The sequence below is a fragment of the Candidatus Deferrimicrobiaceae bacterium genome, assembly GCA_035256765.1.
GTDB lineage: Bacteria > Desulfobacterota > Deferrimicrobia > Deferrimicrobiales > Deferrimicrobiaceae > CSP1-8.
Genome location: DATEXR010000061.1, coordinates 1 through 6,789, shown reverse-complemented (window position 1 = coordinate 6,789; position 6,789 = coordinate 1). Strand labels below are relative to the sequence as shown.

At 68.1% G+C, this 6,789-nt stretch carries 5 protein-coding genes; all 5 read left to right on the top strand.

Annotated elements, in window-relative coordinates:
* Nucleotides 1–746 (top strand): fructose 1,6-bisphosphatase (locus tag VJ307_02000; protein HJX72899.1); only part of this gene is annotated, 746 nt, incomplete at its 5' end.
* 351 nt (nt 747–1,097) lie between these two features.
* The gene (locus VJ307_01995; GenBank protein HJX72898.1) at nt 1,098–2,549 is read left to right on the top strand and encodes a hypothetical protein; all 1,452 of its coding nucleotides are present in this window, start codon (nt 1,098–1,100) and stop codon (nt 2,547–2,549) included.
* 3 nt (nt 2,550–2,552) lie between these two features.
* Complete coding sequence (mutL, locus tag VJ307_01990; GenBank protein ID HJX72897.1) at nt 2,553–4,292, top strand: DNA mismatch repair endonuclease MutL; 1,740 nt, start codon at nt 2,553–2,555, stop codon at nt 4,290–4,292.
* Nucleotides 4,293–4,298: 6 nt separating this feature from the next.
* Nucleotides 4,299–5,216, top strand: a complete 918-nt coding sequence (gene miaA / locus VJ307_01985) for a tRNA (adenosine(37)-N6)-dimethylallyltransferase MiaA (GenBank protein HJX72896.1) — start codon at nt 4,299–4,301, stop codon at nt 5,214–5,216.
* Between the two features lie 48 nt (nt 5,217–5,264).
* Nucleotides 5,265–6,236 (top strand): acetyl-CoA carboxylase carboxyltransferase subunit alpha, encoded by a 972-nt coding sequence (locus tag VJ307_01980; protein ID HJX72895.1) that lies wholly within the window; start codon nt 5,265–5,267, stop codon nt 6,234–6,236.
* Nucleotides 6,237–6,789 lie beyond the last annotated feature (553 nt).

The window sequence follows — 6,789 nt, the reverse complement described above, 5'->3', positions numbered from 1 at the left end:
TCTTTGCCGCCGACAAGACCGACCCCGGCGCGTACAACCTCCCGTGCTACCTCGCCTTCGCGGATCCCATGTACAACGCGGGGCTCATCCTCTCCCCCAAGATCGGGGTCGGGTATTCCTTCCGGATCATGGACGTCGAGCACACCGAGGGGGAACGGGTGATCGACCTGAACGCCCCGGAGGACCTCTACGACATCGCCGCGCTCCTGCGCGACCAGGAGCGCTTCGTCGTCGAATCGATCCGCTCCCGGGCCACCGGGGAGATCGCCGCCTCGGTTTCCACCACGAGGCTCCACAACATCGCGGGGAAATACACCGGCAAGGACGACCCCGTGATGCTCGTCCGGGTCCAGGGGAACTTCCCCGCCACGGGCGAGGTCCTGCAGCCGTTCACCATCGGCCACTTCGTCGCGGGGTTCATGCGCGGGAGCCATCACGGGGCGCTGATGCCGGTGCCGAAAAACACCGGCGTCTCCTTCTTCGACGGACCGCCGATCGTCTCGTGTCTTGCCTTCTGCGTCAAGAACGGCAAGCTCACCGAGTCCGCGGACGCCTTCGATCACCCGTACTGGGAGTACGTGCGGACCAAGGTGTCGGCCAAGTCCGAGGAGCTGCGCCGCCAGGGATTCTTCGGCCCCGCCATGCTTCCGTACAGCGAGCTCGAATACGGCGGGATCGTGGAGCGGATGAAGAAGATGGATTCGCTCTTCCGCGTCCTGACGCCGAAGGAGGAGGTAAAGGCTTAGGGGAGGCCCGGTGCCAAGGGGCGCAGCGGGGGACCGCCCACCACCTGGGGACCCGGGGCGAGGCGGGGGGTTCCGCGAGGCGGGGGGACACTCCGGGGACATTCCTATTTCGAGTAGTATGTTGAGGAGTGTCCCCCTGAGCGTTGAGGAGTGTCCCGCCGAAAGGCGAAAATTGCGGCGAGCGGAACGGCAGCGAGCGGGCGAAGGTCGCGAGCTACGCCTAAGGGGAATCCCCCGCGAGCCAGGGTCTCCGGGAAGAAACGCCTCAGGGCATCGGGTCGATATAAGACCGTAAGTACGAGACGCGGCACGAATTCGCACGCTTGGGATTCGGGAGGGAAGGGGAGAGCATTGACCAAGGGGATCGATTTCCGCTTCGACTTCTCGCTCGTGCACGAAGGAAACCTCCAGAACGGGGAGGGGCTTACCCCTCTCCGGATGGAACGGGCGATCGGGCGCGCGCAGCGGGCGGCGAAAAAGCTCGCCTCCCGGCACGCCGCGGGCGAGATCGGCTTCCCCGGGCTTCCATTCCACGAAAAGGAATGCCGGGCCCTCGCCCGGTACGCCGCGGGAATGCGCAAGCGGTTCACTCACCTCCTCGTGCTGGGGATCGGCGGGTCCGCGCTGGGGACGAAGGCCGTCTACGAGGCCGTGGGGGGGGAAGGCGCCCGGAAGGGGATGCGCCTCACGGTGGCGGACAACGTGGACCCCGACGGCTTTTTCCCGCTGCTGCGCTCCCACCCCATGAGGACCACCGCGGTCGTGGCGATCAGCAAGTCGGGCGGCACCGCGGAGACGAACGCCCAGCTCGCCATCGCCATCGAAGCCCTGAGACGGGCCAACGGGAAGAAGTGGAAGGAACACCTGGTCCTGATCACCGACCCTTCGAAGGGGGTCTTCCGGCGGTTCGCCGATACCGAGGGGATCGCCGCGTTTGCCGTGCCGCCCAACGTGGGGGGGAGGTATTCCGTCCTGTCCGCCGTGGGGCTGCTTCCGCTGGCCGCGGCGGGGGTGTCCGCGGAAAGACTGCTCGCGGGCGCAAGGTGGATGGAGTCGGTCTTCCGCGGCTACCAGGGCGGGAAGAACCCGGTCCTGGCGGGCGCCGCCGTCTACTCCCACTACCTGATCGACAACCCGAAGCCCGCGCACATCTGGTTCACTTACGGGGAAGGGCTTGCGCGCGTGGCGGAGTGGTGGCAGCAGCTCTGGGGGGAGAGCCTGGGGAAGCGAAAGGCCACGGGGAAGCCGGTGGGGCAGACCCCGTCCAGGGCGGCCGGGGTGACCGATCAGCATTCGCAGTTGCAGCTCTACCAGGACGGCCCCGCCGACAAGGTCTATACCTTCGTGAGGTGGATGGAGGGGAGAGAGAAGGGGAACGTGCCCGCCCGAGGGTTCGCTCCCGGGATGGAGATGCTGGGGGGCCGCCCCCTGCGCGACCTGTTCGACGCAGAGTTCGAGGCGACGATCGGCGCCCTCTGGAAGGCCGGCCGCCCCATCGTCCGGATGGAGGTGGGGAAGCGGGACGAGGCCCACGTGGGGGCGTTCCTCCAGTACTGGGAGTGGGTGACCGCCATCGCCGGGGAGTGCGCCGGGGTGAATCCCTTCGACCAGCCCGGTGTGGAGGAGGGGAAGATCATCACGCGCGCCCTCATGGGGGAGAAGAGCTCCGCCAAGCGGCGGGAGGAGTTCCATCGCGCGATGCGGAACCGGGTCATGGCCGAAATCCGGATCCCGGGAGAGAGGCCGGCGCGCGGCAAGGGCCGGCGCGCCGCAAGCCCCCGGCCGAGGAAGAGAGGGAAGTAGCCGATGGAGGGAAGGATCCGCCAGCTTCCCGACGGCGTGATCGACCAGATCGCCGCCGGCGAGGTTGTCGAAAGGCCGTCCTCCATCCTGAAGGAACTCCTGGAGAACGCCGTCGACGCCTCCGCGTCGCGGATCGAGGCGCAGGTCTTCGGCGCGTTTCCCTTCTCGCTGCGGGTCTCCGACGACGGGACCGGCATGACGGCGGAGGAGGCGGAGGTCGCCGTCCGCCGGCACACCACGAGCAAGATCGCCGCGGCCGACGATCTCCAGAAGCTTTCCACCTACGGGTTCCGGGGAGAAGCCCTCCCCGCGATCGCCTCGGTCTCCCGGCTCCGGATCCTCACCTGCCCGTCCGGGCAGAACCTCGGCACGGAGGTGATCGTGGAGGGGGGGAAGATGCGGTCGGTGCGGGAGGCCGGAAGCCCCCCCGGGACGACCGTCGAGGTGTCCGACCTGTTCGGCAACGTCCCCGCCCGGCTCAAGTTCCTCAAAACCCCCCGGACGGAGATGGCCCACCTGTGGGAGGTCTTCCACGGGGTCGGCATCCCCCGCCAGGGGCTCTTTTTCCGGATGCAGGACGGGAGGACCGACGTCTCCTACGAGGGGGGGGAATCCCGCCTCGACCGGGCGAAATGGCACGCGGGCGAGGGGTCCAAGTACCTCGTCCCCTTGAACCTCTCCTCGGCCTTTTTCCAGATCACCGGCTGGGCCGGCCTGCCGCACCTCTCCCGGTTCGGCTCCTCCGGGATCCATTTCTTCGTCAACGGCCGGTACTTCCGCGACAAGGGCGTCTTCGCCGCCGTGCGCGAGGCATACCGGGGGATTTTGCCCCCCGACCGCCATCCGGTGATCTACCTGTTCATCGAGTGCGACCCCTCCGAGGCGGACGTGAACGTCCACCCCGCCAAGGTGGAGGTCCGATTCCGGTACGGGAAGGACCTGTTCGATCTGGTGCGGCACGCGATCGGGGAGGCGCTGGGGGAGATCCCGGTGACGGCTCCCGGCGGCTCCCTTCACGGCGGCTCCGGGGTCCGGGTGGGTGCGCCCCTCCCCCAGAAGACGACCGGTTCCTCCCCGGCGGGCCTCTTCGAGGGGTATCAGGCGGAGCCTTTCCTGTTCCGCGCCCCGGGGGACGACTCCCCGCCCCAGGAGAAGGGGGGAGGGTTCGGTTCGCTCCGGCCCATAGCCCAGTTCCTGGGGACGTACCTCCTCTGCGAGGGGGCCGGGGAGGTGGTGATCATCGACCAACATGCGGCGGCCGAGCGGATCGTCTTCGCCCGGCTCAAGGATTCCTACCTCGGCAAGAACTCGCCCGTCCAGCGCTGGCTGGTGCCGCAGGTCGTCTCCCTGCCGGGCGCGGGGAAGAAGGAGCGGGCCGAGATCGAGGCGTTCCTGATGGCGGTCGGGTTCCTCTGCGAATCCTTCGGGGAAAATACGTTCAAGATCTCGGGGGGGCCCGCCATCCTGGGGCATTTCGACCTCCAGAGCTGGTGGAAGGACCTGGGCGATTTTCTCCTCTCCCAGGGGTCCGCCCCGAAGGGGATCTTCGATGCCGACCGGGAACTGTGGCGCATCGCCTGCCACGCCTCCCTGCGGGCCGGGATGCCGCTCGAAAAGGAGGGGATGCGGGCGCTCCTTTCCGACCTCGAGCGCGCCGTCGCCTCCCACAGCTGCCCCCACGGCCGACCGGTCTGGGTCAAGATCACCGCCGCCGAGATGAAACGGATGTTCGGCCGCTCGTAAGCCCCCATGAAGGAAAACCGGATCCTCGTCCTGTCCGGCCCCACCGCGTCCGGGAAAACGGCCGCCGCGGTCGCCCTGGCCCGCCTCTTCCCCCTGGAGATCGTCAACGCCGATTCGATGCAGGTCTACCGGGGGATGGACATCGGGACGGCGAAGCCAACGCCCGCGGAGCGGGCGGAAGTCCCCCATCACCTGATCGACGTCGCGGACCCGGGCGAGGAGTACAGCGCGGGCCGTTTCGTTGCCGGGGCGGGCGAGGCGATCCGCGGCATCCGGGAGAGGGGACGGTTTCCGCTCGTGTCGGGCGGAACCGGGATGTACATCCGGGCGCTCCTGCGGGGTCTCGACCCGCTCCCGTCCGATCCCTCCGTTCGGGCCCGTCTTTCCCGCCGGTGGGAGGAGGAGGGGGGGGCGGTCCTTCACGGGGAGCTCGCACGGATCGACCCCGGCGGCGCGGCGCGGATCCACCCGTCGGACAGGGTCCGGCTGGTGCGGGCCCTCGAGGTGGCGGAACTGACGGGGGAACCGGCAAGCGCGCGAAAAGCGAGCTGGTCCGGGGGCGGAAGAAGGTTCCGGGTCCTTTTCCTGGTCCTCGCGGTGGACCGGGCGGAGCTCTACCGGCGCATCGATCTGCGGGTGGACTCGATGTTCCGGGCGGGGCTCGTCGAAGAAGTGGAACGCCTGCTCGCGAAGGGGTACGGGCCGGAACTTCGATGCATGAAGGCGCTCGGGTACCGGCACGTCGTGTCGCACCTCCGGGACGGGGTCCCCCTCGAACTGGCGGTCAGCCAGATGAAACAGGATACCCGCCGGTACGCGAAGAGGCAGGTCACCTGGCTGTCGGGAGAGCCCGGAACGGTTTCGCTTGCGGGACCCGACCCCCTCGCCGCCGCCGCCGAAGAGGTCAGAAAGTTCTTGTTTTGAGTCTCTTTTTCCCATAAATTGGGTATTTACCCCCACCTAGGAGCGCGGATGATTCTCCAATACCTCGATTTCGAGAGGCCGATCGTCGACCTGGAGAACCGGCTGGAACAGCTGCGCCGGATCGACGACGGGACCGACAAGAACCTCCGCGAGGAGGCGGGGAAGCTGGAGAAGAAGATCGCCAAGATCCGGAAGGAGATCTTCTCCCACCTGACCCGATGGCAGATCACCCAGCTGGCCCGCCACCCGAACCGTCCCTACCTGCTCGAGTACGTAAACCTTTGCTTCAAGAGTTTCCTGGAGATCCACGGGGACCGGGCGTTTCGGGACGACCCGTCCATCGTGGGCGGCTTCGCGGAGCTCGACTCGGAAAAGGTGATGCTCATCGGCCAGCAGAAAGGGAGGAACACCACCGAGAAGATCCGCCGCAACTTCGGGATGGCGCACCCGGAGGGGTACCGCAAGGCGCTCCGGCTGATGAAGCTTGCCGAGAAGTTCCGCCTTCCCGTGGTCACGGTCATCGACACGCCGGGGGCCTTCCCGGGGATCGGCGCGGAGGAGCGGGGACAGTCCGAGGCGATCGCCCGGAACCTGCTCGAGATGGCGAAACTGAATACCCCGCTCGTGGTCGTCGTGATCGGCGAGGGGGGGAGCGGCGGCGCGCTGGCGCTGGGGGTCGGGGACGAGATCCTCATGATGGAATACGCGATCTACTCGGTCATCTCCCCCGAGGGATGCGCCTCCATCCTCTGGCGGGACACCGCGCGGGCGGAGACGGCCGCCGAGATGATGAAGATCACCGCGCCGGATCTCAAGAAGTTCGGCGTGGTGGACCGGATCATCCCGGAGCCGGAGGGAGGGGCGCACCGCGACCACAAGGCCGCCGCCGAAGCCGTCAAGGCGGCCCTGCTCGAGTCGCTCGCGTCGGTCCGGTCCCTGCCCGCCCGGCAGCTTCTCGATCGCAGGTACGCGAAATTCCGGGAGATCGGCCGGATGAAACGGAAAGCGGGTGGTGCGTAGTGCACCGTCTCGCAAATACCTTGGCATTCGAGCGCCGCTGCAGGGGGCCGGTCCCCGGAAGGGTTTCGTCGCGAGACAAGGGAGACCCGAGGCGAGTCGGGCAAGCGCAGGAGCGAGCGCGGAGGCGTACGGCAAGTACGCCGCACAAGCGAGCGACGAGCATGCCCGATGCAGCCCGGGGATCGCTTGTCGCAGCAGAAAAGGCAGCCCGGTTGGCGACCGGCGCCTGCGGCGAGGGAACGCACCGCCCGCCCTTTGTCGGACTCCCTGCGCCCGGCTCGGCGTACCGCAAGTACGCCTGCGCCGTGCTCGGTCGTCCTTCGCGGTCTGACGGCGCATCCGCTTCGCCTCGGCTGCCGACCCTCCCGGGGACAGGCCCCCCGCTCCCGCTTCGTTGCGCTTCTTGCAACGAGGGGGACACTCCTGATGGGCGGGGACACTCCTCTCCCGCATCCCGGAGATGAATCAGGAATGTCCCCGGTGGGAGTGTCCCCCCCCATCCTCAGTCGCGCGCCTTCGCCAAGGCGCGGCGCATCGACGCTCTCGGTGCGAC